Raw genomic sequence first — 25,244 nt, forward strand, 5'->3', positions numbered from 1 at the left:
CGCCGTCCTGGTCTCGCCCCCAGACGGATGGTCAGCGGTACCCGTCCCACACCGGCGACGGGAAGAGGACCTGCTCGAACCGTGCCCAGCCTTCCTCCATGCTCACGGCCGGGGAGCGGAACGACCGCAGCTGGACGCCGTCCATCGCCTCGATGGCCATCTCGACGAGACCGCGGGCGTCCTCCCAGGGGCCGACCTCGGGCGGCAGGCGCCAGGTGGTGCGGGAGTAGAGCTCCCAGGTGGCGTCGGGGCGCGCGTCGAAGTAACCGTGCGCGGGGTGCTCGGGGGAGATGGCCTCGGCACCGAGCACCATGTACAGACGGACGAGCTGCGGCTCGGCGGCGTTGTTGCGCACGAGGAAGCGGCAGTACCCGGGGAAGGACGCGCCGTCGGGATGCGTCGCGGCAGGGTCGCCGCTCGCGATGTACGCCTCGGGGTCGAACCTGCGGTCGTAGCGCTGCTCGACGATGAGCTGCAGCAGGCCCTCTTTGGTCCCGACGTAGTGCAGCAGGCCGGCCTGGCTGATGCCCACGGCGTTCGCGACGTCCTGGAGCGAGAGCCCGTAGAACCCGTGCTGGCTGACGAGGCGGGTCGACTCTTCGAGGATCTGCGCGGTGCGGGCCTCGCGCGTGAGGCGGACGCGACGCCTCGGCGCGCCGTCCGTGGTGGTTCCGGTCATCCCCGCACCGTACCGCCTGGTCCGCGACGCCCATCGGAGGCGGCTGTTGACTTTCTTACCGCGCGGTCGTAATTTGCTCCTATCTACCGATCACTCGGTAGTGGTGAGCCTCCTCCGGGAGGCCCGCGTCTCAAGGCTGAGCCGCACGACTCCCATGACCAAAGAAGGTTCACATGGACACCCGCACCCCCCTCGCCGACGAGGGCTCGACCCCGACCACCCAGGCCGCCGACCTGGCCCCCGACACCGGAGCGCCCTTCACCCGTGCGCTCACCCTGAGGTTCGGTGCCGGGTTCTTCGCCTTCGGTCTGCTGTGGATCGTCGGTCTCCAGATCGTCGCCGCCGTCCTGCTGCCCCAGCGGCTGCTCGACATCGGTGTCGAGTCGCCCGAGGCCCTGCTCGGGACCATCAGCGCCGTGACCGCCGTCGTGTCCCTGGTGTCGAACCTGCTGTTCGGCAACCTCTCGGACAGGTCCCGCGGCCGCTTCGGCCGCCGCGCGCCGTGGATCCTCGTCGGTGGGCTGGTCGGTGGTGTCTCGCTCACCCTCATCGGTGTGCTCACCAGCTCGGCGCTCATCATGGTCGCGTACTGCGTGTCCATGGTCGGGCTCAACATGATGCTCGCGCCCGCGGTCGCGGTCCTCGCCGACAGGGTGCCCATGCGCGTGCGCGGCACGATGTCCGCCTTCTACGGGGGCGGGCTCGCCGCCGGGGCACCTCTCGGCAGCCTCGTCGGGGCCGCCTTCATCACCGGCGCGCTCCCCGGCTTCGTCCTCGGTGGTGCGCTCATGGCCGGGTCGGCTGTCGTCGCGCTCGCCGTCTGGCCCCGCGAGAGGTCCGCGGTCGACCTGCCGCCTGCGGCCGGTGGCTTCCGCGAGCTGCTGCGCTCGTTCCGGCCGCCGCGCAACGCCCCAGACTTCTACCTGGCCTTCGCCGGCCGCCTCTTCATGCTGGTCAGCTATCAGATGATCATGGCGTACCAGCTGTACATCGTCCGCGACCACGTGGGGCAGACGACCGCCGAGTCCGCCAAGACCATCGCGACCATGTCGGTGATCCTCCTCGTCGTCTCGCTCGTCGGCTCTGTCGCGGCCGGTCCGGTCTCCGACCTCATCGGTCGGCGCAAGCTGCCCGTCGTCGTGTCGAGCCTGCTGTTCGCCGTGGGCATCGCGATGCCGTGGATCTGGCCGACGCCGACAGGCATGTTCCTCTTCGCGGCGATCGCCGGCTTCGGCTACGGGGTGTACACCTCGGTCGACCAGGCCCTCAACGTCGACGTGCTGCCCGACGAGGAGCAGGCCGGAAAAGACCTCGGCATCCTCAACCTGTCGACCACCGCCGGGCAGACTGTCGGGCCGCTCGTGACCTCCGCCCTCGTCGTGTCGACCGGCGGCTACGGGCTCGTCTTCCCGGTGGCCATCGTGGCTGCGCTGCTCGGTGCCTTCTTCATCACGCGGATCAAGTCCGTGAAGTGAGGTCCGCGGGCGGGACGGCCGACGGTCGACCTGCCCGAGCGCCTCGGCCACCCCCGCACCACCAGCTAGGAGAACCTCGTGACCACCTGGACCGCTTCCACCTTCGACGCCCTCTGGACAGACCGGGGAGCGCCCACCCCGGGGGCGTCTGACGCGCGCGGGCTCACGCTCACCGGCACGCGCGGCCAGACGCTGCGCGGCTTCGGCGGCACCTTCAACGAGCTCGGTCACCGCGCCATCTCGGCGCTCTCCGAGGACGACCAGGAGACGATCTACCGAGAGCTCTTCAGCCCGGACGAGCTCAACTTCCGGGTGAACAGGTCCGCCGTCGGCGCGAACGACTTCGCGGCGTCCTGGTACTCCTACGACGAGACCCCGGGCGACTACGCCCTCGAGCACTTCTCGGTCGAGCGCGACGAAGACCACGTGATCCCGTTCATCCGGCAGGCCCAGCGCTACCAGGACGACATGGTGCTGCACTGCTCGCCGTGGAGCCCGCCCACCTGGATGAAGAACCCGCCGGCCTACAACTTCGGCACCCTCGTCATGACGCAGGAGAACCTCGACGCCTACGCGCAGTACTTCGTGAGGTTCGTGCAGGCCTACGCCGAGCGTGGCATCACGGTGAGCCAGGTGCACGTGCAGAACGAGGTGTTCGCGGACCAGAAGTTCCCGTCCTGCGTGTGGACGTCCGAGCAGCTGCGGATCTTCGTCCGCGACCACCTGGGGCCGGCCTTCGAGGCCGCGGGGCTCACGGCCAAGATCTTCCTCGGGACCCTCAACGGCCCGGAAGACATGAAGTTCACGGCGACCGGCCAGGCGCTCACCAACTACGCGCGCTTCGTCGACAACATCCTCTTCGACGACGAGGCCCGCAAGCACATCGCCGGGATCGGCTACCAGTGGGCTGGTCAGCACGCTGTCGCCCGCACGCACGACGCGTGGCCCGAGCTCGAGATCATGCAGACCGAGTCGGAGTGCGGTTTTGGCGACAACAACTGGGAGGAGGCCGAGTACGTCTTCCACCTGGTCCGCCACTATCTCCAGCACGGGGCGACCGGCTACACCTACTGGAACATGGCCCTCGAGCCTGGTGGTCTGAGCACCTGGGGCTGGCCGCAGAACTCGCTCATCACCGTGGACACCCAGGCGCGCACCTTCACGCGCAACTTCGAGTACTACGTTCTCAAGCACTACTCGGCCGCCGTGCGCCCCGGAGCCGTGCCGCTCGGAGTGACCGGGCGGTTCAGCGCGCAGGGCTCTGCCTACGAGAACCCGGACGGGTCGATCGTGGTGGTCGTGCAGAACGCGCTCGACCGCGACGAAGAGTTCGCCTTCACGGCGCCGGGGGACGAGGCGAAGAGCTTCCATGCGACGCTCGGGGCGCGGTCGCTGAACACCTTCGTGATCCCGGCGTAGCCGGGCCCGTCCTCCTCCGCTGGCGCTGCCGGCATCCTGCCGAGATCGTGACTTCGGAGCGAGATCGTGACATAGAAAGGTCGCGCTCGCTCCGAAGTCACGATCTCGCTGTCGTGCTGGGCCTGCTTGACCTGTTGCCTGGGTCGACAGGTCAGCAGGACCGAGCCGACGGGCCGTCGGTGTGGCGGCGGCCCGTCGGCACGGTGATCGCGGGGGTCAGGCGAGCAGGTCGCCCTCGATCACCACGAGGTCCCAGGCGCCGATGGTTAGGGAGTCGCCGACGGTGATCTCCCCGTCGCCGAGCACAGACCGCCCGGCGACCGGGCTGTCGAGCGTCACCGGCTCGGCAGAGTAGTTGAGCAGGTAGGTCAGCTCGCGGCCCCGGGCGTTGGTGCCGCGCCGGACGCTCACGGTCCCGGCGAGCTCGTGCGGCCAGTCCCAGACTCCCGCGTCGCGCACGGCGACGGAGAGCGCGGCGCGGACGAGGTCGGGCGAGGTCATCGTCCCGAGGTGCAGCGCGGATCCGGAGCCCGAGCCCGGGCGGTGGCGGGTGATCGCCGCGTAGCCGTCGTAGGCCGGGTGGTCGTACCCGGCGAGCACCTCGGCGCCCTCGGGGGTGAGCAGCTCCATGAAGCGTTGGGCTTGCGGGGAGCCGGTGACGCCCTGTGGAGCAGACTCCTCCACGGCTGTGCCGTCGGCAGCACCAGGTGCAGCACTGCTGTGCGCAGTCGCACCCGCCGGTACACCAGCACCAGCACCCTGCGCCGCGACCGCCCCGGCGAGGTCCCCGTGGAGCGTGAGCCCCACGCCGTCCGGCCGGGTGAACTGGTTGTACGTGACCCCGAGCGTCTCGGTCAGCCCGTGCGGTGCGCGGTCGTGCCACACGGTGACGTGCTCGTCGGCGACAGCCGTGCGGAAGGTCGTCACCAGGTGACCGCCCGCCGCGACGTGCTCGCGGAGCCGGGTGATCGTCGACTCCGGTGCGGAGTAGAGCGCGGGGGCGACGACGAGGGCGTACCGGCCGAGGTCCGGGTCGTCGGGGGAGACGAAGTCCACCTCGACGTTGAGCTCGAAGAGCGCGTCGTAGACCCAGCGCAGCACGTCGTTGTAGCCGATCGAGCTGCCGAAGACCCCGTCGATGAACCCGGTCTCGACCGTGAACCACTGCAGCGCGGTGAGCGCCTCGTTGCTCACCATGATCGCGACCTTGTTGTCCTTGCGCAGGTGCAGCAGCGCGTCGCCCGCGGCGGCTGCCTCGCGCCCGAAGACACCGGCCTCCTCGTACGTCTGGTTGGACTCGAGGTCGTGGCTGAGCAGGCCCTTCCAGTACGTCTCGAAGGAGTTGTGGATCGAGTGCCAATGCCAGTACATGAGGCCGTCGGCCCCGCTCGCCAGGTGGCTGTACGCCTGGAGGCGCAGCTGCCCGGGGTAGGGGAGCCAGCCGATCTGACCCTGCGCCTGCGTCTCGAGCACGAGGTAGTTGGCGCCGCTCTTGATCGAGCGGGTCATGTCCCCGCCGAAGGCGATCTCCTTGCCGGTGAGGCGCGACTGCGTCGGGTGGTAGATGTCCACCCCGGCGACGTCGACCGTCGCAGCAGCCTTGAAGTGGTCGACCGAGGGTTGCAGGCCGTAGGACCACCCGGGCGACCAGTCGAAGTCGAAGTTCTGCGTGACGAACTGGTCGTCGCGGGAGTACTCGCGGACGATCCCGGCCTGCCAGCCGAGGAACTCCTCGACCAGACGACGCCGGTACTTCGCGAACTCTGCGCCGAGCGACCCGTTGATCGTGCCGCGCACGTCAGGGAAGTCCTCCCACGCGTCGATGCGGTTGGACCAGTAGGCGAGGCCGAAGGCGTCGTTGAGCGCACCGAGGTCGTCGCCGAACTCCGCGCGCAGGTACTTGACGAAGCCGCGCTGCACGTCGCGGGAGGCGGCCTCGTAGTACTTGGTCTCGTTGTCGATCTGGAACCCGATGACACCGGGGCGGTGCGCCGTGCGCTCCATGAGGCGCCGGATGACGCGCTCGGCGTGGAAACGGTACGTCGGGTTGGCGATGTTCATGATCTGCCGGGCGCCGTAGCGGCCCTCGCCGCGGTTCGTGACCGCCAGGACCTCCGGGTACGACTGCACGAGCCAGGCGGGCACCGCGTAGGTAGGTGTCCCGACGATCACGTGGATGCCCGCAGCCTCGAAGGCGTCGAGCGCGCGGTCCACGTGCGTGAAGTCGAAGACGCCGGGCTGGGGTTCGAGCGAGCTCCACGTCGACTCGGCGATCCGCACCACGGTGATGCCCGCGGCCTTCATCATCTCGACGTCTGTGTCGATCCGGTCGGTCGGCATGTACTCGTCGTAGTACGCCGCACCGAACAACAGCTGGTCCACCGTGGTCACCCTTCATCGCGCGTCCGCCACGGGCGATGGTGCGCCCGCGGCTCGTCCTCCGTCGGACACAGACCACCTTACCTACTGATCGGTAGATAAGTGCGCGAGGTGCCTCGATATCCTGTCGCGATGAACCGCAGACCCGACGTCGTGGTCCGGACGACATCGGACGCTCCCTGGTTGCCGCCTGGGTCACGGGCCGAGGTGGTGCGGTCCTCCGTCGCGCCGAGCCCGGCCTGTCTCGTGCGGCTGCTGCTGCGCCGAGGGGACGAGGTCTTCTGCGTCCCGCGGGAGCAGACGGCCGCCCTCGACCTGCCGACGCGGGTGGTCGATCCTCCCGACCTCGACGGGCGCGTCGCGGCTGCGCAGCTCGCCCTCGAGGTCCTCGGGCGGGATGCACGGCTGGTGCCGGTGGGCTTCGTCAGGAACGTGGTCGCCCAGGACACGCCGGACTACGGGTGGCCCGTGCCGGTCGCGCACTTCGTGGTCTGGGAGGCGACGGGCGTTCCCGTGGTCGACGGGGAGTGGGTCGAGGCGAGCGGTGCCGGGTCTCTGCTGGCTGAGCGGCACTGGTTCCCGCTGCTGTCTGCGCTCGGCTGACGGAGGGGTGCTGCCCCGGGGCGCGGTGATGGCGCGGCGACTGGCCGGCCGCGAGCGACACCCCGGGCTACGGGAGAAGCTCGTAGTACTGCTCTCGGGCCGTCATGGCGTGCCAGCCAGAGCTGCCTCTGCGTTGCTGCTCTCACCTCCGCCGGATGCCCTGGGCGAACAGGTCCAGCACCGTGAGCACCCCGTCGTGCTGCCAGACGCGGTTGCGTCGGAGACCGGTCCGCTCGTGCAGCACACCCGCGTCGGTGAGCTGGGTGAGGGCGCGCTGCGCCGTCACGGCGTTGGTCGCGAGGAGCCTCTCGACGAGCGACGCGTTGACGACAGGGTGGGCGACGAGATGGGGGAGCAGCCTCCATGCGGCAGCCTGCGGACGCAGGGAGCCGAGCATCGCGCGTGACGACGCGACCTCGGCGGCGAGGTCGTCGACCAGCTGCGCCCCGGTGCGTGCGGCATAGCGGCTCGCCCGTGCGAGCTGTTCGACGATCGGTCGCGCGTCGCCTCCCCGGAACGCGGTGAGCGCCTCGAAGTAGGAGGCTGTGTCCGTGAGCAGGCCTGCCGAGACCGGCGCGGTGACGGTGCGGGTGATGCCCTTCGCTCGGAGCATGGCATGGATCAGCGCCCGCCCGGTACGGCCGTTGCCGTCGGCGAAGGGGTGGATCGTCTCGAGCTGGGCGTGGGCGACGGCCGTCTGCACCAGTGCGGGGAGGTCGTCACGGTCCACGAAGGCCATGAGGTCGGCCATGGCTGCCTCGACGAGCTCCGCCTGCGGCGCCACGTGCTCGGCGCCGAGAGGGCTGATGCCGCTCTTCCCGACCCAGACGAGCGAGTCCCGGTACCGCCCGGCGTGCTGCTCGGCGCCCCGCTGCCCGGACAGCAGGACCTCGTGCATGGTGAGGACTGCCTGCTGGTCGAGGGAGTCGGCGAGGTCGAGGGCGGCTTCCATCGCCCGGACGTTCGCGACGACGGTCCGTGCGTTCGTGCTGCCGCCCTGGTCGATCTCCGCGAGGGCGAGCTGCCGTGCTCCGACGGTGAGGTTCTCGATCTGGGAGGACGACGCGGACTCGGTGCGCAGCAGGATCGACGACATGGGGCCGAGCTCGGCGCTCTGCGGGCCGAGGGTCGAGGATGCGTGGGAGTCGAGACGGCTGAGGGCTGCGGTCGCCTCGTCGACGTCGGACGAGAGGTCGCCGGGCAGCGTCAGGACCAGGTCGGCGATCAGGGCAGGAGTGGTCGACAGGTAGGTCCCGGACCCCGCGCGGACCTGGGCTCGTGTCGAGAGCCCGTCGGAGTCGGCGACCCACGAGTGCTCGTCGTGGCCGACGGGTGGCACGCGCAGAGGCTCGGTCGTCGGAGCTGTCGTCATCCCGCCACCTTACTTACACTTCCGGCAGAAGTGTAAGTAAGGGGCCCTGCTGCTGACAGTTCCTGACCTTTCAACCCCGCGCCGTCTCCTCCGCCAGCACCCGCCCCAGGTACCGCGCCACCTCCCGCGGACCGCTGCGGGGCGCGGCGGCCTCGACCTGCGGGTTGTAGTTGGTGTTCGTGTTGACGTCGTAGGTGAGCACCCGCCCGTCGACGGACTCGATGAGCTCGATCCCAGCGATCTCGATCCCGTGCGCACGGGTGAACGCGAGGTACTTCTCGACGATCACCGGGTCGAGGTCCTCGCGCAGCGAGAACAGCGACACCCCAGGCTCGGGCGCCAGCGTTGCGCCAGGGGGTAGGACCGGCCGGCCTGTCGTCGGGTCGACGGCGCACGCGTCCGCCGGGCACAGCTGGAAACCACCGCGCAGCGTGTCGGCGCGCACCGAGTACAGGTGCTCCCCGCCGACGATCTCCACGCGGGTGATCGACCCGTCGCGCGGCTGCACGTACTCCTGGAGCAGCGTGACCCCGTCGACGGGCTCCTCGAAGCCGCCGGCCGCGAGCACCGCGCCGAGCTCGTCGACGTGGTCGAACCTCTGCACGCCCAGCCCCTTGCCGCCCTGGTTGTGCTTGGTGACGAAGGGCGTCGGGAAGTCGCGGGCGGCCGCGAGCAGGTGCTCGGTGCCGACGACCACGCGGGTGCGTGGCACGTCGATCCCCGCGGCGCGCAGCGCGCTCAGCTGGAGGACCTTCGACACCTCGAGCTCGAGGACGCCGCGCCCGTTGACCACCCGTCGCCCACCTGCCTCGGCCCACGCGAGGACCGCACGGGTGTGCTCCTTCGACAGGCCGTGACCGCGGGTGTGGGACGACGCGCTGAAGCGTGACCACACGATGCCGGGCGGCGGCGGGTCGTCGAGGTCGAGGACCCCGCCAGTGAGCACGAGCTCGGAGTACGGCACGCCCTCGGCCTCGAAGGCTTCGGCGAAGACCTCGAACCACTCCGGGTTCTCGTGGACCGCGTGGACCACGGGCGTCGTCCCTGATGCTGCTGCGGCGCTCATGCGAAGTACCCCGCGACGTCCACGACGCCACCGGCGGCCTCGAAGTCCTCGCGGACGTCGGCGCGCAGGGCCGGGTCGTACAACCAGTCGAGGGCGGTCAGTGCGAGACCCACCGCCCCGTCGAGTGCTGCCCGGTCCCCGGCCTCGGTCGCGGCGACCGCAGCGAACTCGCGGGTGTGCAGCGCGACCTCGGGGTCGCTCACAGCGATCATCGGGTGGATCGACGGGATCCGGACGCTCACGTTGCCGAAGTCTGTCGAGGCGGCCAGCTCGGCGGGCACGACCCCACCGGCGAGCGCGGTCCGCCCCCGCCCGGCCTGGTGCTCGGCCCAGCGCGCCGCGAGCGGCCCGTTGGTGCGCAGCGGCAGCGTGTACGGCACGGGGTCCCACTCGATCTCGGCGACGGTCCCGGTCGCCTGGGCGATCCCGTGCGCGATGTCTTCGAGACGCGTCGAGAGGTCTTTGAGGGTCGAGGCCTCGGCGGAGCGCACGTAGTACTCGACGACCGCCGTCTCGGTGACGATCGAGGGCCGTGTGCCGCCCTCGCGGACGACCCCGTGCACGCGGTCGCTCGGCGGCAGGTACTGCCGCAGCAGACCGACCGCCTGGTAGTTGAGGGTCACCGCGTCGAGGGCGTTGCGGCCCATGAACGGCTGAGCCGAGGCGTGCGCGGCGACGCCCGTGTACCTGACCACGAGCTGGCGGCGGCCGAGGAAGGGCTGGTCCACGACGTCGTAGCCGAAGGGGTGGACCATGATCGCGGCGTCGACGCCGTCGAAGAATCCGGCCCGCGCGAGGATCTCCTTGCCGCTGTTCCCCTCCTCCGCCGGAGTACCGAGCAGCAGCACCCGACCCGGGAGGTCCTCCTCGGCCAGGGCGAGGAAGGCCCCCGTCGCTGCCGCGGCGATGAGGTGGTGCCCGCAGGCGTGACCGATCTCGGGGAGGGCGTCGTACTCGGCGACGATCGCGACAGTGGGGCCGTCCGACTGACCGGCGCTCGCGCGCAGCGACGTGCTGAGACCGTGGGTCCCGACCTCCACCTCGTGCCCGTGGGCCCGCAGCAGCGCGGCGAGGGCCGCGACGCTCTGCACCTCCTCGAAGGCCTCCTCGGCGTGCTCGAAGACCTCGTGGGCGAGAGCGACGACGTCGTCCTCCTGGGTCGCGGCGCGGGCCAGCACACGCTCGCGGGCGTCGGCCGGGGCTCCTGCATGGCCCGAGACGAGCGGGACGAAGGCCGCGGCACGGCGCCGGGTCGTCGCATCGAGAGCCTCGAGGTACGCGCGGCTCGGCTGAGGCGGGCTGGGGGCGGTGCGGTCGGTCATCGAGCTCCTGCTCTCGGCATGCGTCGGCGGGGCGTGCAGCGACCGGGCACGCGGTCCGCGCCCCGGAAGGTCTCTGGCCACCCTAGGCGCACCGCCACCCCCACCTAGCGGTCACGGCAGATTCTCGGAGGCTGAGACGACGCGCTGGGCCGGGCAGCACCGCGCTGTGCTCGACGGCACGTCACCTCGGGATGCGACCGCCCGGGGCGGCCCGGACGATGGGACGATGACCTCTCTCTCCACCCCCGCGCCCGACCGCGCGCCCACTCCCGTCCGTACGCCTCCGGAAGGTGCGCACGCTCTCGTCGTCGGGGCGACGGGGATCGCCGGGTCTGCGCTGATCGAGCAGCTCGTCGCCGCCGGCTGGCAGACCACCGGGCTGTCGCGCCGGCCCGTCGAGACCGCCGGCGTCGGCCACGTCGCCGCCGACCTCACCTCGCGCGACAGCCTCCAGCAGGCCCTCGGCGACCTGCGTCCCACGCACGTGTTCATCACCGCGTGGTCGCGCCAGGACACGGAGGCGGAGAACATCCGGGTCAACGGAGGCATGGTCCGCGACCTGCTCGCCGTCCTCGGCCCGCAGGGCACGCTCCAGCACGTCACCCTCGTCACCGGGCTCAAGCACTACCTCGGCCCCTTCGAGGCTTACGGCGTCGGCGTCCTGCCCGACACCCCGTTCCTCGAGGACGCCGAGCGGCGCCCGGTCGAGAACTTCTACTACGCCCAGGAGGACGAGCTGTCCGCGGCCTCTGCCGCGCACGGCTTCACCTGGTCGGTCCACAGGGCGCACACGGTGATCGGCCACGCGGTCGGCAACGCCATGAACCTCGCCTCGACCGTCGGTGCCTACGCCGCGGTCGTGCGTGCCACGGGGCGTCCCTTCGTGTTCCCAGGTTCCGTCAGTGCCTGGAACTCCCTCGTCGACCTCACCGACGCCGTGCTGCTCGCCGACCACCAGCTGTGGGCCGCGACCACCCCGGCCGCGGCGGACACAGCCTTCAACATCGTCGACGGCGACCAGGTCCGGTGGCGCAGGCTCTGGCCTGCGCTCGCGGCCCACCTGGGCGTCGAGCCGCAGGGCCCGGGCGACGAGCCCGCGCCGCTCGAGGTGCAGATGGCCGACGCGGCCACGGTCTGGGAGCGTGTCGTGGCCGAGCACGGTCTGGTCGAGCCAGACCTGACCCGCGTCGCGTCGTGGTGGCACACCGACGGCGACCTCGGCCGGGAGGGCGACATGCTCGCCGACATGACGCGCTCACGCCTGGCCGGGTACACCGGCTACGTCAGCACCGAGCGCGCGCTGCTCGCCGTCCTCGACAGGTACGCGGCCGAGGGGATCCTGCCTCAGCCCCGCTGAGCCCGCGGCAAGCCGGTCTCCCCGGCTCTCAGAACCCCGCGTATAGCTCTTCGACGACGTCGAGGGAGTGCATCGCGGTGAGCGGACCTCCCTCGTGCGTGGACTTGTCGGAGCGCACCACGTGACCGGCGGCGACGGCGGGGAGCCGCGACCACAGGGGGCTCGCTTGCGTCGCCGACCACTCGTCTGCGCCGTTGACGAGGGCGATGATGCCGTCGGCGTCGTCGTAGGCCTCGACCAGCCGCTCGGGGGAGTGCTCGATGCCGTCGCCGGTCTCGATCGCCTCGGCGAAGACCTCGCTCGGCAGCGCGCCGACGTCCTGGAGGACCGTGGAGAGCAGGCGGTTGGGGCGTACCTGAGACCCGCTCGAGTCGCTGCCGAGCGGGACCACCGGGTGCTCTGCGATGACGTCTGCGTAGGTCGACGCGACGTCGGCGACGCGGTCGTCGTAGGCGGTCACGAGCTCTTCGGCCCGGACGGTCGTCCCGGTCGCCTCCGCGACGAGCCGGAGGTCGTCCTGCCATCCCGAGGTGTCCTGGTCGCCGATCGCGACGACAGGGGCGATCGCGCTCAGCTGGTCGAAGATCTCCTCGACGTCGTCTGACCGGCTGATGATGACGCTCGGTGCCGCCTCCGCGATGGCCTCGATGTTGATCTCGTCGGCGAGGAACAGCCCTTCGGCGCCGTGCTCGGCGACAGCTGCGGCCCGCGCCTCGGCGAGCGGAGACTCGAGGTCGAGCGATCCCTCGCCCTCGAGCGGGAAGCCGACGACAGGGAGGTCGAGGGCGAGCGCGATGTCGAGGTCACGCCGGCCCTCGATCACGACGACCGAGTCGATCTGCTCGGGCACGGTGACGGGTCCGAGGACGGTCTCGACGGTCCGGCCTGACGTGGCAGGAGCCTCGGTCGAGGATGAGGTGGTGGTCGAGCACGCGACGAGGAGAGCCGTGCTGGTCAGGGCTGCGGCGATCGGCCAGAGGGCGCGCGCGGAGGGCGCGGAGAAGCTGTGCATGAGGTAAGGCTAGCCTCAGTTCCATCCGGTCTGGCTGGGGGTGCGTCTGGCGAGACGAGGGGGCTGCTCGGGCGCGGGACGAGGGCCGGGCCCACAGCTCTTCCGGCGTCGGAGCCCTCGTGGGCCGGACTGCTGCTGGCTCCCAGGGTGTGCCCGGAGCGCAAGAAGGCCGCATCGACGGCTGTCGGTGCGGCCTTCTCGTGCAGACCCGCGCGTCCGCGCGAGCCCCTGTGCGTCGTGCGTCAGGCTGCGACGGCTCCGCGCGCGGCCTCGACGGTCGCGGTGAGGACAGCGGTGAGCTGCTCGACGACCTCGGAGTCGTCGCGCGGGTGCGTCTCGGCGAAGCGGACGACCGAGCCGGGGATCGAGAGCGTGACGTCACCGAGGACGTTCGCGCCCGCGATGCCGAAGGCCTTGCGGGCCTCGTCGTGGGCCCACACGCCGCCGAACTGGCCGTAGGCGCTGCCGACGACCGCGACGGGCTTGCCCGAGATCGCGCTCGCGCCGAAGGGGCGCGAGGCCCAGTCGATGGCGTTCTTCAGCACGGCGGGGATGGTGCCGTTGTGCTCGGGGGAGACGACCAGGACGGCGTCGGCCGAGGCGAGGGCCTCGCGGAAGGCTGTCGCGCCGGCGGGGGCGGAGTCGGGGAGGTCGATGTCCTCGTTGTAGAAGGGCAGGTCGGCCAGGCCCTCGAAGATCGTGAGGGTCGTGCCCGCGGGGGCGAGGTCGACTGCGGCCTCGGCGAGCTCGCGGTTCTTCGAGCCGGAGCGCAGGCTGCCGACCAGGACGAGGATGGAGACGTCTGACATGGGAGGTCCTCACGTAGGTGCGGGGTGGTTCTGGGGGATGCGCGGCGGGCCGCGCAGGCGGTGCGAAGAGTGCGTGCGGTGCGGTGACCGCTCGCACAGCATAAGCGGACCACGGTCCGCTTAGCAGCGTGACGTGCGTCTCACCGCGACGGACATCGCTCACCCGGGCTGCGGGCCGCTCGCGTCGTTGCTGGTCCACAGGCCCGCGGGCTGGGCGCGCCCGGGCCGGTGCGTGGAGTCGGTCGTCTCACCCGCTGCGGGGTTCTCGCCCCTGCGGCCGCGACGATAGGCTCGCCGGAGCGCACGACCGTCGACCAGGTGAGGAGGCCCGCGATGACGTCCCTCGACCTCCCGGCCCCCGGGAGCACCGCGGCCTGCGAGCGTGCCGACGCCGCCCGCAACAGGGAGCACCTGCTCGTCACCGCCCGTGCGATGCTCGCGGATGTCGGCGTCGACGGTCTCACCATGGACGGCCTCGCCCGCGCGGCCGGGCTCGGCAAGGGCACGATCTTCCGCAGGTTCGGCTCCCGCGCGGGTCTGCTGCGCGAGCTGCTCAACGACTCCGAGATGACCTTCCAGGAGGGGTTCTTCTCCGGTCCGCCACCGCTCGGGCCCGGCGCCGAGCCCGTCGAGCGTCTGGTGGCCTTCGGCCGCGAGAGGCTCCGGCTCGTCACCCTCCAGGGCGACCTGCTGCGCAGCGTCGAGGCGGAGGCCGAGCACAGGTACTCCGCGCCGGCCCACGCCGCGTCCGCGATGCACGTGCAGATGCTGCTCGGGCAGGCCGGGGTCGACGGCGACCTCCAGGTGCTCACACTCACCCTGCTCTCCTCTCTCGACGCGGCCCTCGTCCTCTACGAGACGCGCGACCTGCGGATCGACCTCGACAGGCTGGCCGACGGCTGGGAAGACCTCGTCCGCAGGGTCGCCCGAGCCTGACGGCTTGCGTGCGCCGCGCTGCCGGGCTGGCCCGCGGGCGGCCCGACGCTGCTCACGACGCCTCGATCCAGGTGTCGTAGAAGGAGAGTCGTGAGGACGCCTCGAACCGCAGGTCGTGGACGGTCGGCGAGGTCGCGACGACCGTCGTGAACTCCAGGACCGGGACGGACAGCCCGCGCTCGAGCAGCTGGGTCTGCGCGTCGGCGAGGAGTGCCAGGCGTGCGTCGGCGTCGCCCTCGGCGGCCTGGGCGTCGAGCGGGATGTTGACGGGGTCGTCGGAGGGGACCCTGGCGAGGTTCCGTGCTCCTGCGCTGTACACGGTGCGCAGCACGTCACCGTCGGCCCGGGTGAGGTTGTTCCACAAGAAGTCGTAGTCACCGGCGCGCTGCACCTCGGGGAGCTCGGCCATCGTCACCTGGCGCAGCTGCAGGTCCACACCGACCTCGACCAGCTGCTGCTGGACGAGCTGGAGGATCTGCTCGCTCGCCGCGAAGTTGGTCACGTAGACGACGTCGACCTGCAGCCGTTCACCGCCCTTCGAGCGGATGCCGTCCGAGCCCGGCTCCCAGCCTGCTGCGTCGAGACGGGCCTTCGCCCCGTCGGGGTCGAAGGCGAGCAGGTCGCCCAGGTCCGTGTAGCCAGGGGTCGCGCTGCTCAGCGTGCTCGTCGCCGGCCGATAGCTCGGGGTGAGGACCGTGTCGACGACCTCTTGACGGTCGATCGCCTCGCTGATCGCGAGGCGGACCTCCTCGTCCTCGCCGACGGGGCTCTGGGAGCTGGGGACGAGCGCAAAGGCCAGCCCCGGGTTGGTGCGGGCCGACACGGTCTGCCCGGTGGCCTTCAAAGGTTCTTCGTCGGTCGGCAGCACGTTCATGAACGCGTCGAGCTGGCCCGACTGCAACGACCCCGTGCGCACGCTCGGCTCTGCGACGACGGAGTACTCGATGCTGTCGAGGTACGCCTCGCCCTCGTGCCCGGCGATGCTCGACGGCCACGCGTAGCCGTCGCGACGCTCGAGGGTGGCCGACTGCGCTGGCTGCCAGTCGGTCAGGGTGAAGGGCCCGGAGCCGACGAACTCCCCGGCGCACCGGTCTTCGACGGACAGCGTGGTGCTCGCCACGGAGAACAGACCGAGGGTCATGGTCGACGTGGCCTGGAGGAACTGCGCGCTCGGCTCGGAGAACTCCACGCGCGCCGTCTGCGGGTCGACGACCACGGTCTGGGCGTACCCGTCGAGGTAGCTCGACCCGAGGGTCGCCTGCGCCCCGAGCTCGGCGATGCCGTCGAGGTTCGCCTGGACGGCCGCGGCGTCGACGGGCGTGCCGTCGGCGAAGGTCGCGTCGTCGCGCAGGGTGAAGGTGAAGGTCTTCGCGTCGGGGGAGACCTCCCACGACGTCGCGAGCCACGGCACGATCTCACCGGTCTCGGGGTCCTGGTCGGTCAACGAGTCGACGAGCTGGCGGCCGATGTTGAGCGAGTCGTTGCCGCCGGCCTGCTGCGGGTCGAGGCAGGTGGGGTCGTAGCCGAGGCCGAAGCGCAGGGTGCCGCCGCTCTGCGGCTCGCCGCCGCCCGCGGAGGTGCCTGGGGCGGCCGTCCCGGAGGAGGCGCAGCCGGCGAGCAGCAGCGCGGCGGCTGTCGCGACGGAGGCGGCGGCGAGCGCCGGGAGGTGGGACGACGTGGCCCGGTGGGACGACGTGGTCTGGCGGGGTGTGGGGGTCGATGGCACGGTGGCTCCGGTTCGAGGGTGTGCGGCGGCCCCGGCCCCGACGCGGCACCGTCAGGGCGCGCGGAGGGAGCCGGTCGTGGCCGGGAGGACGAGGGGTGCGGTGCGGGCAGGGGGGTGCCGGGAGGACGAGGGGTGCGGTGCGGGCAGGGCTGTGCCGGGAGGTGCCGGGAGATGCCGACGGTGCCGGGCTGCGTCGAGACGCTGACCGGGCTGGTCGGTGCTCGGTCGGGGCGTGATCACTCGGCGGGCCTCGGCAGCCCTGTGGGCGCGGACGCGACGCGACGTGGCGTGGCATCACGTGCCGTGTCAGGTGCCGGTGCTCCTGGGGTGGCGCTGTGGCGCGAGGCGCAGGACTGGCGTCAGCGCGGGCGGGGCGGCGTGCGGGCGCAGGTCTCGGTCACGAGGTGCTCGCACTGGGCTCAGGCCCTCGCCGACGCCTCTCGGCGTGCGGTCAGGGTCGACAGCGACAGCTGCAGTGGCGCACGGCCGGACAGCCCGCAGGCTGGGTGGGGCGGTGCGCAGCAGGGCGCAGGGCGCTCCGCTGGGCAGGCCGGAGGGTGTGCGGACCGAGGTCGGTCAGGATGGCTCTGCGTCGCACGGTGCACCTCCTCGGGTGTCGTCTGGCGGTCGTCGGCGACCACGTCCGGGTCACCTGGTGGGACCGTAGCCCGGATGGTGAGAAGAAGTCCATCTATCCAGACTTCGTGTCAGCCTAAGATCTTCTTATGTATGACGTGAAGCGCCTCTCGCTGCTCCAGGACCTCTCGATGCTCGGGACGCTCGCCGCGGTCGCCGAGGTCAACGGCGTGACGGCCTCTGCGGTCTCCCAGCAGCTCAAGACCCTCGAGGACGAGGCCGGTGTCGACCTGCTCGTGCGGGACGGCAGACGCGTCCGTCTCACGGCCGCGGGCGACCTCCTCGTCGAGCATGCCGCCGAGGTCCTCGCCGCCCTCGAACGGGCCCGCGGGGCTGTCGCGGCGCTCCAGGACGAGGTCGCCGGCGAGGTCACGGTGGCCGCGTACCCCAGCATCCTCGCGCCTGTCGGCAGCCGCCTGGCCGTCGCGGTCCGCGAGCGCCACCCCGGTGTCACCGTCCGTCTCGCCGAGACCGACGCGACCCGCGCGATGCCTGCGGTGATCCGCCGCGAGATCGACGCGGCCCTCGTCCTGCGCTACCCGGACGACGGCGACGAGGTCGTCCCCGGGGTCCGCACCCGTCGCCTCTTCGACGAGCGCTTCGTCGCGGTCGTGCCCGAGGCTCTCGGCGGGGTCGTCCTGCACGGCGGGCTGGGCGTGCTCGGGCGCGACAGGTGGATCGTCGGGGCGCCGACGCTGCCCTGCACCCGGTCGATCGTGTCCGCATGCCGGACGGCAGGCTTCACCCCGGACGTCCAGCACGAGGGCATCGGCTACCTCGCGGCCATCCAGCTCGTCGGGGCCGGGCTCGGCGTGACGGTCGTCCCCGAGCTCTCCGCACAGGTGCTGCCCGAGGGCGTGGTCGCGGTCCCGTGCGCCGTCCCGCAGCGCCAGGTCGCCCTCGCCTACCGCGACGGCGCACAGGGGCACCCGGTCACTCACGCGCTGCTCGACGTCGCCGCCGAGGTCGGCCGCACGCTCAAGACCCGCCCGCTCTTCGGGGCGCACGCGGTGTGAGGGCCCGGGCCCGGGCCCGGGCCGCGGAACCACCGGGCCCGGGCCGCGGAGCCAGCGGGCTCGGGGCTGCCGGGCTGCCAGCTCACGGGGCGACCAGGCCGTGGGCTCGCCGGGCGGCGGGGCTCCGGTGACACGCTCGTACAGAGATTCACAAGGGTTAACAGAGGTTCACGCACGGCGTCGGGAGAGTCGCCCCACCAGGGCTGGACACTGCTTGACCACCTCGTCAGAGCATGCCTAGGGTGTCGCCCAGGTCACGAGATCTCGCCCATGGCCCGGCAGGCGAGGCAGCAACCCCCAGATGGCAGCGGGGTGCTCCCGGGTATCGACCAGGCCGTCAGGACCCCTGACGGCAAGTGCCCCGACCACCCGACCGCGCGCAGCGCCGGTCGTGCACGCACCCGCACCCTTCCGTCCCGGACGTGCGCCTGCGCCCGGCCTCCCGGCCGACCGTGCAGTCGCCGAGCCCGGGCGTGGAGCCGAGCGCGGTGCGTCCGAGAGGAGTCCCCCTCGTGCGTGCCTATCTGCTGCGCCGCGCGCTCCAGGCCGTCTTCGTGCTCTGGGCCGCGTTCACCGCGACCTTCGCGATCTTGTACATGCTGCCGAGCAACCCCGTCGCGATCATGCTCGACGCCGGCGGCGAGGGGACGCAGGTCGACCCCGAGAAGGTCGCCGAGCTCACGGCCCGCTACGGCTTCGACAAACCCGTGTGGGAGCAGTACCTCACGCGGCTGTGGGCGGCCGTCCGCGGCGACTTCGGCTCGTCGATCCAGACCGGCCAGCCCGTCACGGGCTCGATCCTCGACGCCCTGCCCGAGACCCTCAAGCTCGCCTCGATCGGCCTCGTGCTGGCCGTCGTGATCGGCGCCTCCCTCGCGCTCGTCGCCACCTGGACGCAGGCGCGCTGGCTCCGCCAGGCGCTCCTCGCGCTGCCGCCGCTCGGCGTCTCGGTCCCGACGTTCTGGGTCGGTCTTGTGCTGCTCCAGGTCGTCTCCTTCCAGTGGGCCCTGCTCCCGGCCATGGGCAACATCGGCTGGCAGACCCTCGTCCTGCCGAGCCTCACCCTCGCGATCCCGACCTCAGCGGTGATCGCGCAGGTCCTCGCCAAGAGCCTGTCGACGACCTGGGACCAGCCCTTCGTCGAGACGGCCCGCGCCAAGGGCACCCCCCGGCTGCACATCCACCTGCGGGACGTGCTGCGCAACGCGGCCATCCCCACGCTCACGCTCGTCGGCATCACCGTCGGCAACCTGCTCGCCGGGTCCGTGGTCGTCGAGACGGTGTTCTCGCGCAACGGCATCGGGCGCCTCACCCAGCAGGCCGTGACCTTCCAGGACATCCCCGTCGTGCAAGGCCTCGTGGTCCTCTCGGCCGTCATCTTCGTCGTGGTCAACCTCGTGGTCGACCTCGTCTACCCAGCCCTCGACCCCCGCATCAGCCAGCGCACCCGCGCGGCCGTCTGAGAGGACGCACCATGTCAGACCTGACGATCACCGTCCGGGGTGCCTCGACGGGCCCAGCCGCCGGCACGACTGGCGGGCTCTCGTCCGCCGACGGGCTCGACCACGCGCTCGCCGAGGCCGCCGGCGGGCTCCACGACGCCGACGCCTGGGCTGTGCCCTCGCGCGCCGAGCGCCTGCGCCGACGCGCCCTGTGGCTCGTGCGCCGACCAGGCCTCGTCCTCGCAGTCCTCGCCATCGCGCTCGCGCTCGCCTGGGCGTTCTGGCCGGCGGCCTTCGCGCCCTACAGCCCGACCGTGGGCGTCCCGGCCGACAAGCTGCAGGGCCCGAGCGCCCAGTACTGGTTCGGGACCGACTACCTCGGCCGTGACCTCTTCTCCCGCGTCGTGCACGGCTCGGCCCTGTCGCTCAAGGCGACCGCGATCGCCGTGGCCATCGCCCTCGTCGCCGGCTCGGGCATCGGGCTGGTGGCCGGGTTCGTCGGCGGGGTCGTCGACGACGTGCTCATGCGCGTGGTCGACGTCCTGCTGGCCGTCCCCGGTCTGCTGCTCTCCCTCGCCGTGGTCACGGTGCTCGGCTTCGGCACCACGAACGTCGCGATCGCTGTCGGCGTCGCCGCGGTGGCCTCGTTCGCGCGGGTCATGCGCGCCGAGGTGCTGCGGGTCCGCGAGTCGGTGTTCGTCGAGGCCGCCGCGGCCTCGGGCGTCGGGCGTCTGACGATCCTGCGACGGCACGTGCTGCCGAACTCCTCGGGACCCGTGCTCGTGCTGTCCGCGCTCGAGTTCGGCTCCGCGATCCTCGCGGTCTCAGCCCTGAGCTTCCTCGGCTTTGGTGCCGCGCCACCCGCGCCTGAGTGGGGGTCCCTCGTCTCCGAGGGGCGCAGCTACCTCGCCACCTCCTGGTGGCTCACCACGCTGCCCGGCCTCGTGGTCGTGGCCGTGGTGCTCTCGGCCAACCGCGTCAGCCGGGCCCTCGACGGAGAATGGAGCGACCTGCGATGACCAGCACGAAGACGACCAGCACGACGTCTACCCGCACCGAGACCGCCACGACGGGCGACGAGCCCGCGCGCTCCGGACCGCTCCTCGTCGTCGAAGGCCTCGAGGTCGCGTACAGGACCCGCCGTGGGACGGTCCCGGCCGTGCGCGGCGTCGACCTGCACGTCGACGCGGGCGAGGTCGTGGCCGTGGTCGGCGAGTCCGGCTCGGGCAAGACGACCACGGCGCAGGCGATCATCGGGCTGCTGCCGCGTGGTGGTGTCCGCACCGCCGGGCGCATCGTGCTCGACGGCACCGACATCAGCGCCTGGAGCGACAAAGAGCTCGAGCGGGTCCGCGGTGCGCGTCTCGGCCTCGTGCCGCAGGACCCGACCGTCTCGCTCAACCCCGTCCGACGCATCGGCGACCAGGTGGCCGACGTGCTCGTCGTCCACTCCGGCCTCGCCCGGCGGGCGACCGGGCAGCGCGTGGCGGAGATCCTCGAGCAGGCCGGGCTGCGCGACCCCGAGGCCGTCGCCCGCCAGTACCCGCACCAGCTCTCCGGCGGCATGCGTCAGCGGGTGCTCATCGGCATCGCCCTCGCGTGCAGGCCCGCGCTCGTGATCGCCGACGAGCCCACCTCGGCTCTCGACGTCACCGTCCAGCGCGCGGTCCTCGACCACCTCGGGTCGCTCACCGCGGAGCTCGGGACGGCTGTCCTGCTCGTCACCCACGACCTCGGCGTCGCGGCCGAGCGCGCCCAGCGTGTCATCGTGATGAATCGCGGGCGGGTGGTCGAGGAGGGCAGCGCCCGGCAGATCCTCGAAGACCCGCAGGACCCGTACACGAAGGCCCTCGTCGCGGCGGCGCCCTCGCTCTCGCCGACCCGGTTGCGGCCGACGGCGCGGGCCGGCCGAGCAGCGGACCCGGTGCTGGCGACCGAGCGAGCGGGCGGGCCGGAGACTGGGGAGACGATCGAGCAGGTCGAGCAGGTCGAGCAGGTCGAGCGGAGCGGCCTGAGCGGGACGGGTGAGGCCAGCGAGGCAGGTGAGACCGGGGTCTCGTCGCGCGCTGCCTCCACGACCTCCGTCGGGCCGCGCGAGCCCGCTGCTCAGGCAGCCTCGCCCGCGACTGTCGTCGAGGTGCGCGACCTCGTCAAGGAGTTCACCGTTCCCCAGCAGGGCGGCGGCAAGAAGACCCTCCGGGCCGTCGACGGTGTCTCGTTCTCGGTCCCGCGCGGCGAGACCTTCGCCATCGTGGGGGAGTCAGGGTCGGGGAAGTCGACCACTGCGCGTCTCGTCCTGCGGCTCGCCGACCCGACCTCGGGCTCTGTGCACGTCGACGGGCAGGACATCACCCGGCTGCGCGGGCGCCGCCTGCGTCGCCTGCGCGAGCACCTCCAGCTCGTCTACCAGAACCCCTACGCCTCTCTCGACCCGCGCTTCACCATCGGGCAGGTGCTCAACGAGCCGCTCGAGGCCTTCCGCGTCGGGGACAGGGTGTCGAGGTCGCGCCGGGCCGCGGAGCTGCTCGACCAGGTCGCGCTGCCGACCTCCGCGCTGCACAGGCACCCTGCCGAGCTCTCCGGTGGTCAGCGCCAGCGGGTGGCGATCGCCCGGGCGCTCGCCCTGCACCCGCAGGTCGTCGTGCTCGACGAGCCCGTCTCCGCCCTCGACGTCTCCGTCCAGGCGCAGATCCTCCAGCTGCTCGTCGACCTGCAGGCCGAGCTCGGCCTGAGCTATCTGTTCATCTCGCACGACCTCGCGGTCGTGCGGCAGATCTCCGACAGGGTCGGCGTGATGTCCCGCGGCCGGCTGGTGGAGAGCGGGACGACCGAGCAGATCTTCGCCGACCCGCAGCACGAGTACACGAGGGCGCTGCTCGCGGCGATCCCCGGTCGCACGGACGTGACGGCCTGAGGAGAGGCCAAGCCCGCCGGCACGACCACCGAACGACCGCAAGACCACCGCACGACCGCACGACCGCAGCCTGAACGACCGGCATGACCGGACCTGAAGACCTGACCGACCAGCACCGAGAGGATTCCCACTATGACCAGCACGACGCCCCACCAGAGCACGCCGACCGCACCCGCACCCACAGACGATGAGGCACTTGCCGCCGCGCGCAGCCTCGCACCGCTCGTCAGCCCGCAGGACGCTGCCAGCCACCTCGCCTCAGGTGGCCTGCTGCTCGACGTGCGCAGCGCCGCAGGTCGCGCGACCACGGGATCGATCGAGGGTGCCCGCATCACCGATCGCGCGGACCTCGGACCCGAGCTCGACCCCGCCGCCACGCTGCCCGTGTCCCTCGACACCCCGATCGTCGTGGTCTGCGGCTCGGAGCGAGGGTCTGGTCCTGTCGCGGCGGAGCTCATCGCCCGTGGCTACACCGACGTGCGCCAGGTCGAGGGTGGAGCACCAGGCTGGGCTGCGGCGGGGCTGCCGCTCACGTCGTGAGGGCGGAGCGCGGAGGAGCCGGAGGACGGGCTCGCTGTGCTCTCGCCGTCGCTCTTGCCGGTGGTCTGGTCTGTGCGCAGCCGACGGTCCACCGGCAGGGGTCCTGAAGGTGCGCTGATCGCCCTCGAGAGCAGCCTCGCTGCTGAGTCCGCGCCAGTCGTCGAGGACCGTGCGCCGGGTGGAACCTCACTCGTCAGGCGTCCTGCCCGAGAGGATGAGGATGCGCTCGATGGTGCTCCGGTCAGGTGTCACAGCGTGCCGGACCTGCCCGAAGGCCTTCCCGGTGCCGCGTGCCGACCCGGGGAGCAGCTCGAGGCGGCGCAGGACGAGCGCAGCCACGGTCGGGTCGACCTCCCACTCGAACCCGAGAGTCCGCGCCAGGTCCCAGGTGTGGATCACCGTGTCGCACAGCTGCATGCCGTAGAGGTCGTCGATGCTGCGAGCCCCCGGTACTCCCGGGACCTCCCGCACCTGGGACTCGTCGTCGGTGGAGGCAAAGGCATCCTCCATGTCTCTGGCGGTGCGCCTGTACGCGTGATCGAAGCCGTGGTGAGCCATGTCGCCTGCGGGAGGGGCCGACGCGGGGTCAGGCGCGCCGTCCGGGGCCCCAGGTCCTCCCGTGAGGGCCCGGGCGAAGGCGAGGTTCTCGTCGAGCAGATGATGGTAGAGGTCTCTGACGTCCCACTCCTCGCACGGCGTCGGGGACGTCAGGTCGCCGGGCGTGACCTCCGACAGGTATGACGCGAGCTGCTCGGTGGCCGTGCGCAGTGCGGAGATGTCCACTGTCCAACCTCTCAGACGTCGATCTGTGGTCGGTTGTTTGGACTCCGGGGGTTCTGGCCAAGTTATCGCCCTATGGTGCAATAGTCCAGATCACGGTTGTCGGCACGGCGGGGCGACGCCGAGCGAGGGCGCTGAGCGTCGCTGCCGGCGAGCGTGGGAGAGGCCTCGTGGCGCAACCGTCGACGCCCTGACGGACGGCTGCGCCCTCGCGCACCGGTCGGTGCACGAGGGCATGGTGGCCGCGCGATGGGTAGGCGGTGGCGCGGCCTCAGGGGCGGAGCTCGGCTCAGATCGCCGTCTGGTCCCCGATGCGGTGGTACGTCCTGTCGTGGAACACCAGCGGGGTGGCGTCGGTGCGGGTCTGGGACTCGATGGCCCGGACGGAGACGAGGAAGCTCTCGCCGACGGGAGTGCGCTCGAGGATCCGCCCGCGCAGCCAGGTGACGGCCCCGTCGATCACGGCCTCGCCGCTCGGGAGCTCGGTCCAGCCGCCCGCGGCGAAGCGGTCGATGCCGCTCGTCGCGAAGCGTGCCGACACGTCGTCCTGGTCCTGAGAGAGGAAGCTGACGGCGAGGGTGTCGGCCTCGGCGAGCGCGGCCCACGACGACGACGTCCCGGCGATCGAGAAGGCGAGCAGCGGCGGTGCCGCGGACACCGAGATGACCGAGGTCGCTGTGAAGCCCACGTGCCCGTGGGGTCCGCGCAGGGTCACGACGGCGACGCCGGCGGGGTGCTGGCGGAACACGGTCTTGAACTCGTCGGGGGACAGGTGGGTGTCGAGGTCGGCGAGACGCTCGTCCTGGATGGTCATGTGCAGTCCTTCGGTGGTCTGTCGTCGGCTTGCCGGTCCCGGGGGACCAGCCAGGTCATCTCCCGGAGCACCCCGCCATGACGATGGGGTTGCTGTCCGACCAGCCGGGGCTTCGCGTCGGTTCTCGTGACCTTGAGGGACTGGTATAGCAACGGCTCGCGTCCTGTCATCGCCTTTCCCAGAACGTCTCACCATCTGGTCAGGGGGCGGTGCTCGGGGTGGACGCCGGGGTGCTGACCGGTCGCTCGGGCTGTGCCTCGGCCGGAGCTCCACCCGGTACCTCCCCAGGAGCAGTCTCGAGAGTCCCCTCGGGCGCTCCTCCGACCTCGGCGACGCTCACCGTCCACGTGCGGCTCGGGCCGAAGCCTGTGACGGCTGTGCCACCCGCACCCACGTCGACGTACCGCAGGCTCAGCGTGTGCGACCCCGCAGACGGGCCGCGCCAGACGAGGTCCTCCCCGCCCGCCACCCTGTGGAGCTCGCCCGTCGGCGTCCCGTCGACGCTCAGCTGCACGAGCTCTCCGGCGGTCCCCTCGACCCGCAGGGGGACGTCGCCCCCGTCGGGGGCCTCGATCACCTCGCCGTCGGTCGGCGCTGCCAGGACGGGACGGTCGAAGGTCCACGAGAGCACCGTGGACGCCTCGGACTCGGAGCCTGTCGTCTCGTCGCGGGCGTGCGCGGCGACGGTCAGGGCGTCCGTCGAGGTGAGGCACGGAGGCGGTGCCGCGGTCAGCTCCCCGCACACCTGCGCAGACCAGGCGCCCGAGGTGTCTGCGACGGCTGTCGCCAGCGAGTCGCCCGAGGAGCTCGTCACGACGACAGTGGCACCCGGCTCGGCCGCCCCTGAGACGGTGGGGAAGGTGATCAGCACAGTGCCTGCCGCCGGTCCGGTGAGTGTCGGCACCCTGGGCCCGGCGGGCTCAGAGGGGCCTGAGGGCGGTGAACCC

At 71.8% G+C, this 25,244-nt stretch carries 21 protein-coding genes and 2 riboswitches; of the genes, 10 read left to right on the top strand and 11 right to left on the bottom strand.

Translation table 11 applies throughout. The annotated features are described in order from the left end of the window. Positions 1-31: 31 nt before the first annotated feature. Positions 32-679 carry a TetR/AcrR family transcriptional regulator gene (locus HZZ10_RS13645; RefSeq protein ID WP_179913921.1) on the bottom strand — a complete coding sequence of 216 codons (648 nt, stop codon included), beginning with the start codon at positions 677-679 and terminating at the stop codon, positions 32-34. Between the two features lie 173 nt (positions 680-852). Between HZZ10_RS13645 and HZZ10_RS13650 the strand changes: the two genes are divergently transcribed. Continuing rightward, positions 853-2,154 carry an MFS transporter gene (locus HZZ10_RS13650; protein WP_179913922.1) on the top strand — a complete coding sequence of 434 codons (1,302 nt, stop codon included), beginning with the start codon at positions 853-855 and terminating at the stop codon, positions 2,152-2,154. Between the two features lie 78 nt (positions 2,155-2,232). Then, positions 2,233-3,573 carry a glycoside hydrolase family 30 protein gene (locus HZZ10_RS13655; RefSeq protein ID WP_179913923.1) on the top strand — a complete coding sequence of 447 codons (1,341 nt, stop codon included), beginning with the start codon at positions 2,233-2,235 and terminating at the stop codon, positions 3,571-3,573. 216 nt (positions 3,574-3,789) lie between these two features. On the opposite strand, the gene HZZ10_RS13660 is transcribed toward HZZ10_RS13655, so the two are convergent. After that, positions 3,790-5,955: a beta-galactosidase gene (locus tag HZZ10_RS13660; protein WP_308507580.1), complete on the bottom strand. Its 2,166-nt coding sequence runs from the start codon at positions 5,953-5,955 to the stop codon at positions 3,790-3,792. A 129-nt stretch (positions 5,956-6,084) separates the two neighbouring features. Between HZZ10_RS13660 and HZZ10_RS13665 the strand changes: the two genes are divergently transcribed. Continuing rightward, positions 6,085-6,555 carry an NUDIX hydrolase gene (locus HZZ10_RS13665; RefSeq protein ID WP_179913924.1) on the top strand — a complete coding sequence of 157 codons (471 nt, stop codon included), beginning with the start codon at positions 6,085-6,087 and terminating at the stop codon, positions 6,553-6,555. Between the two features lie 142 nt (positions 6,556-6,697). Here the strand turns inward: HZZ10_RS13665 and HZZ10_RS13670 are convergent, their stop codons facing one another. The 3 genes from HZZ10_RS13670 to HZZ10_RS13680 form a co-directional block, all read right to left on the bottom strand. Beyond that, complete coding sequence (locus tag HZZ10_RS13670; RefSeq protein WP_179913925.1) at positions 6,698-7,927, bottom strand: Fic family protein; 1,230 nt, start codon at positions 7,925-7,927, stop codon at positions 6,698-6,700. 70 nt (positions 7,928-7,997) lie between these two features. Further along, positions 7,998-8,993: an ATP-grasp domain-containing protein gene (locus tag HZZ10_RS13675; RefSeq protein ID WP_179913926.1), complete on the bottom strand. Its 996-nt coding sequence runs from the start codon at positions 8,991-8,993 to the stop codon at positions 7,998-8,000. Next, positions 8,990-10,315 (bottom strand): amidohydrolase, encoded by a 1,326-nt coding sequence (locus HZZ10_RS13680; protein WP_179913927.1) that lies wholly within the window; start codon positions 10,313-10,315, stop codon positions 8,990-8,992. The genes HZZ10_RS13675 and HZZ10_RS13680 overlap by 4 nt, the downstream gene beginning before the upstream one ends. A 226-nt stretch (positions 10,316-10,541) precedes the next feature. On the opposite strand from HZZ10_RS13680, the gene HZZ10_RS13685 reads away from it, so the two are divergent. Further along, entirely contained in the window at positions 10,542-11,672 is a 1,131-nt protein-coding gene (locus HZZ10_RS13685; RefSeq protein ID WP_179913928.1) for an SDR family oxidoreductase, read from the top strand. 28 nt (positions 11,673-11,700) lie between these two features. Here the strand turns inward: HZZ10_RS13685 and HZZ10_RS13690 are convergent, their stop codons facing one another. Both HZZ10_RS13690 and HZZ10_RS13695 read right to left on the bottom strand, forming a co-directional pair. Continuing rightward, positions 11,701-12,684: an ABC transporter substrate-binding protein gene (locus HZZ10_RS13690; protein ID WP_179913929.1), complete on the bottom strand. Its 984-nt coding sequence runs from the start codon at positions 12,682-12,684 to the stop codon at positions 11,701-11,703. Positions 12,685-12,926: 242 nt separating this feature from the next. After that, positions 12,927-13,493 (bottom strand): NADPH-dependent FMN reductase, encoded by a 567-nt coding sequence (locus tag HZZ10_RS13695; protein ID WP_056127529.1) that lies wholly within the window; start codon positions 13,491-13,493, stop codon positions 12,927-12,929. 333 nt (positions 13,494-13,826) lie between these two features. On the opposite strand from HZZ10_RS13695, the gene HZZ10_RS13700 reads away from it, so the two are divergent. Next, positions 13,827-14,429 (top strand): TetR/AcrR family transcriptional regulator, encoded by a 603-nt coding sequence (locus HZZ10_RS13700; protein ID WP_179913930.1) that lies wholly within the window; start codon positions 13,827-13,829, stop codon positions 14,427-14,429. A gap of 52 nt (positions 14,430-14,481) precedes the next feature. On the opposite strand, the gene HZZ10_RS13705 is transcribed toward HZZ10_RS13700, so the two are convergent. Further along, positions 14,482-16,155: an ABC transporter substrate-binding protein gene (locus HZZ10_RS13705; RefSeq protein WP_179913931.1), complete on the bottom strand. Its 1,674-nt coding sequence runs from the start codon at positions 16,153-16,155 to the stop codon at positions 14,482-14,484. A gap of 725 nt (positions 16,156-16,880) precedes the next feature. Here HZZ10_RS13705 and HZZ10_RS13710 point away from each other — a divergent pair. From HZZ10_RS13710 to HZZ10_RS13730, 5 genes are all read left to right on the top strand, one after another. Further along, the gene (locus HZZ10_RS13710; protein ID WP_056127550.1) at positions 16,881-17,807 is read left to right on the top strand and encodes a LysR family transcriptional regulator; all 927 of its coding nucleotides are present in this window, start codon (positions 16,881-16,883) and stop codon (positions 17,805-17,807) included. Between the two features lie 252 nt (positions 17,808-18,059). Beyond that, positions 18,060-18,172, top strand: a riboswitch (SAM riboswitch). A gap of 147 nt (positions 18,173-18,319) precedes the next feature. Beyond that, positions 18,320-19,270: an ABC transporter permease gene (locus HZZ10_RS13715; RefSeq protein WP_179913932.1), complete on the top strand. Its 951-nt coding sequence runs from the start codon at positions 18,320-18,322 to the stop codon at positions 19,268-19,270. Positions 19,271-19,281: 11 nt separating this feature from the next. After that, a complete protein-coding gene (locus tag HZZ10_RS13720; RefSeq protein ID WP_179913933.1) occupies positions 19,282-20,268 on the top strand; it encodes an ABC transporter permease in 987 nt (328 codons plus the stop codon). Then, entirely contained in the window at positions 20,265-22,163 is a 1,899-nt protein-coding gene (locus HZZ10_RS13725) for a dipeptide ABC transporter ATP-binding protein (protein ID WP_179913934.1), read from the top strand. Before HZZ10_RS13720 ends, HZZ10_RS13725 begins: the two co-directional genes overlap by 4 nt. Positions 22,164-22,295: 132 nt before the next feature. Next, positions 22,296-22,703 (top strand): rhodanese-like domain-containing protein, encoded by a 408-nt coding sequence (locus HZZ10_RS13730; protein WP_179913935.1) that lies wholly within the window; start codon positions 22,296-22,298, stop codon positions 22,701-22,703. Positions 22,704-22,889: 186 nt separating this feature from the next. On the opposite strand, the gene HZZ10_RS13735 is transcribed toward HZZ10_RS13730, so the two are convergent. The 3 genes from HZZ10_RS13735 to HZZ10_RS13745 all read right to left on the bottom strand — a co-directional run. Further along, positions 22,890-23,486 carry a TIGR03086 family metal-binding protein gene (locus tag HZZ10_RS13735; RefSeq protein WP_179913936.1) on the bottom strand — a complete coding sequence of 199 codons (597 nt, stop codon included), beginning with the start codon at positions 23,484-23,486 and terminating at the stop codon, positions 22,890-22,892. A gap of 286 nt (positions 23,487-23,772) precedes the next feature. Continuing rightward, complete coding sequence (locus HZZ10_RS13740) at positions 23,773-24,297, bottom strand: flavin reductase family protein (protein WP_056127559.1); 525 nt, start codon at positions 24,295-24,297, stop codon at positions 23,773-23,775. A 20-nt stretch (positions 24,298-24,317) separates the two neighbouring features. Beyond that, positions 24,318-24,429: riboswitch (SAM riboswitch) on the bottom strand. Positions 24,430-24,496: 67 nt separating this feature from the next. Continuing rightward, positions 24,497-25,244 (bottom strand): Ig-like domain-containing protein (locus HZZ10_RS13745; RefSeq protein WP_218928780.1); only part of this gene is annotated, 748 nt, incomplete at its 5' end.

The sequence above is a fragment of the Sanguibacter inulinus genome (assembly GCF_013415325.1).
GTDB classification, from domain to species: domain Bacteria; phylum Actinomycetota; class Actinomycetes; order Actinomycetales; family Cellulomonadaceae; genus Sanguibacter; species Sanguibacter inulinus.